1 protein-coding gene and 1 pseudogene are annotated in these 2,007 nt (G+C 43.2%); both read left to right on the top strand.

All coding sequences use genetic code 11. The annotated features are described in order from the left end of the window. Positions 1-81: 81 nt before the first annotated feature. A pseudogene (locus NSB03_RS20490) lies at positions 82-963 on the top strand (zinc-dependent metalloprotease); the annotation flags it as partial. Next, a complete protein-coding gene (locus tag NSB03_RS20485; protein WP_024988882.1) occupies positions 960-1,934 on the top strand; it encodes a class I fructose-bisphosphate aldolase in 975 nt (324 codons plus the stop codon). The pseudogene NSB03_RS20490 and the gene NSB03_RS20485, both read left to right, overlap by 4 nt. Positions 1,935-2,007: the final 73 nt, after the last annotated feature.

Below are 2,007 nucleotides of genomic sequence, written 5' to 3'. Positions count from 1 at the left end.
AAGAAGACTCGAACACCGTAAAATCAGCGTTCGAGCCATACTTTATTGCGCTATTTGAGTTTTATCGGACAGCAATAGTTGTTTATCGGTGATGAAGGAAAAGGTGCTGACCCGCGCAGCCAAAATGAGGATTTGGGCGATAACAATATGAAAGCGAATGAATATGGCATGAAGAACCTGAAAAGAGTGATGGAAAATATAATGACCTGGACAGCGTAGCCTGACGGTCAGTATGACGACTTGAATACGATTTATAAATCAGTCCGTGCCCAACATCTGAAATATACTATGCATGTACAGAGAAATCTGGGTGGTCGTTATACCAATAATTTGCCGGGACAGAATCCTCATGATTACTTGCCGCGCAGTGTGCAGAAAGAAGCGGTAGAATGGTTGGGGCGGAATGTACTTGTAGCTCCGCTTTGGCTCTATCCGGATAAGGTGGTGGGTTGTACCGGAGTGAAATCTGTAGATGAAATTCGTGACCGTCAGAGTTCTACTGTGGCTCTGTTTCTTGCACCGGGAATGCTACAGAATATATATTCGGCTTCAATGTGTGCTTCCGACCCTTACTCGCTTGAGGAATATTTGGATGATGTGTTTGCCACAGTGTGGAAACCTTTGAATGATCCTAATGAACTGGAGAATAATTTCCGTCGTCAGCAGCAACGGACTTATTTAGGGTTTGTGGAGCGTATTCTGAATCCTACCGGTAAGGATGTCGGAAATGTAAATCTATCGGTCAATCGTTCTGATATACTGCTCTTTATGGAAATGCATTTGGATAAGATTGAAGAGTACGTGAAAAGTCAACTTTCTGCCTATAAAGAAGGTGATTTTAATTATCGTCACTTTACGGCCTTGCTGCGGAACATCAAGAAAGCGAAAGAAGATTATTATGGAAAAAATACTGAAACAGATACTTCTGCGAAGAAGCTTTTAGAAAACCAGAAAAATCATTGATTCATATTCCATCCCCCGATACAATAGATAAGGTATGGATTGATTCGGATCGGAATATCAGGGTATTGAACAGTCTGCAAACCCTGTTGAGGCATGGACGACTGGCGAATACAGGTTATGTATCCATACTTCCTGTCGACCAGGATATCGAGCACACTGCCGGAGCATCGTTTGCTCCGAACCCGATTTATTTCGATCTGGAGAATATTGTGAAACTAGCTATTGAAGGAGGTTGTAACGGCGTAGCTTCTACATTCGGTATCCTTGGCTCTGTGGCACGTAGATATGCTCATAAAATACCTTTTATTGTAAAATTGAACCATAATGAATTACTTACTTACCCGAATAGTTTCGATCAGGTGATGTTCGGTACTGTCAAAGAAGCTTGGAATATGGGAGCTGTTGCCGTAGGCGCAACCATCTATTTCGGTTCGGATCAGAGCCGTCGCCAGTTGGTAGAGATTGCCGAGGCTTTTGAATATGCGCACGAACTCGGTATGGCAACCATTCTTTGGTGCTATCTGCGTAACAGTGATTTCAAGAAAGGCGCTGTGGATTATCATTCTGCCGCCGACCTCACCGGACAGGCCGACCGTTTGGGAGTCACTATCAAAGCGAACATTGTAAAACAGAAACTTCCTACCAATAACGGTGGTTTTAAAGCTATCGGCTTCGGTAAGATTGATGAACGTATGTACACCGAACTAAGTTCTGAACACCCGATTGATCTCTGCCGTTATCAGGTAGCCAACGGCTATATGGGACGTGTAGGATTGATTAACTCTGGTGGAGAATCTCACGGAGAATCAGATTTGCGTGATGCTGTCATTACTGCCGTAGTCAATAAGCGTGCCGGAGGTATGGGATTGATTAGCGGACGTAAAGCATTCCAGAAAACGATGAATGAAGGTGTGGAATTATTGAATACCATTCAGAATGTATACCTTGACCCGGAAATAACAATTGCTTAGAGCCTGTTTAAATTCTCTTCAGTCATAATTTTATAGCTGATATTTCAACTTACCCCGGCTCTTCTTGTCGCGT

This window comes from Bacteroides acidifaciens, from assembly GCF_024623065.1.
Lineage (GTDB): Bacteria > Bacteroidota > Bacteroidia > Bacteroidales > Bacteroidaceae > Bacteroides > Bacteroides acidifaciens.
The sequence above is the reverse complement of the archived record's forward strand: the minus strand, read 5'-3'. Positions and strand labels throughout refer to the sequence as shown.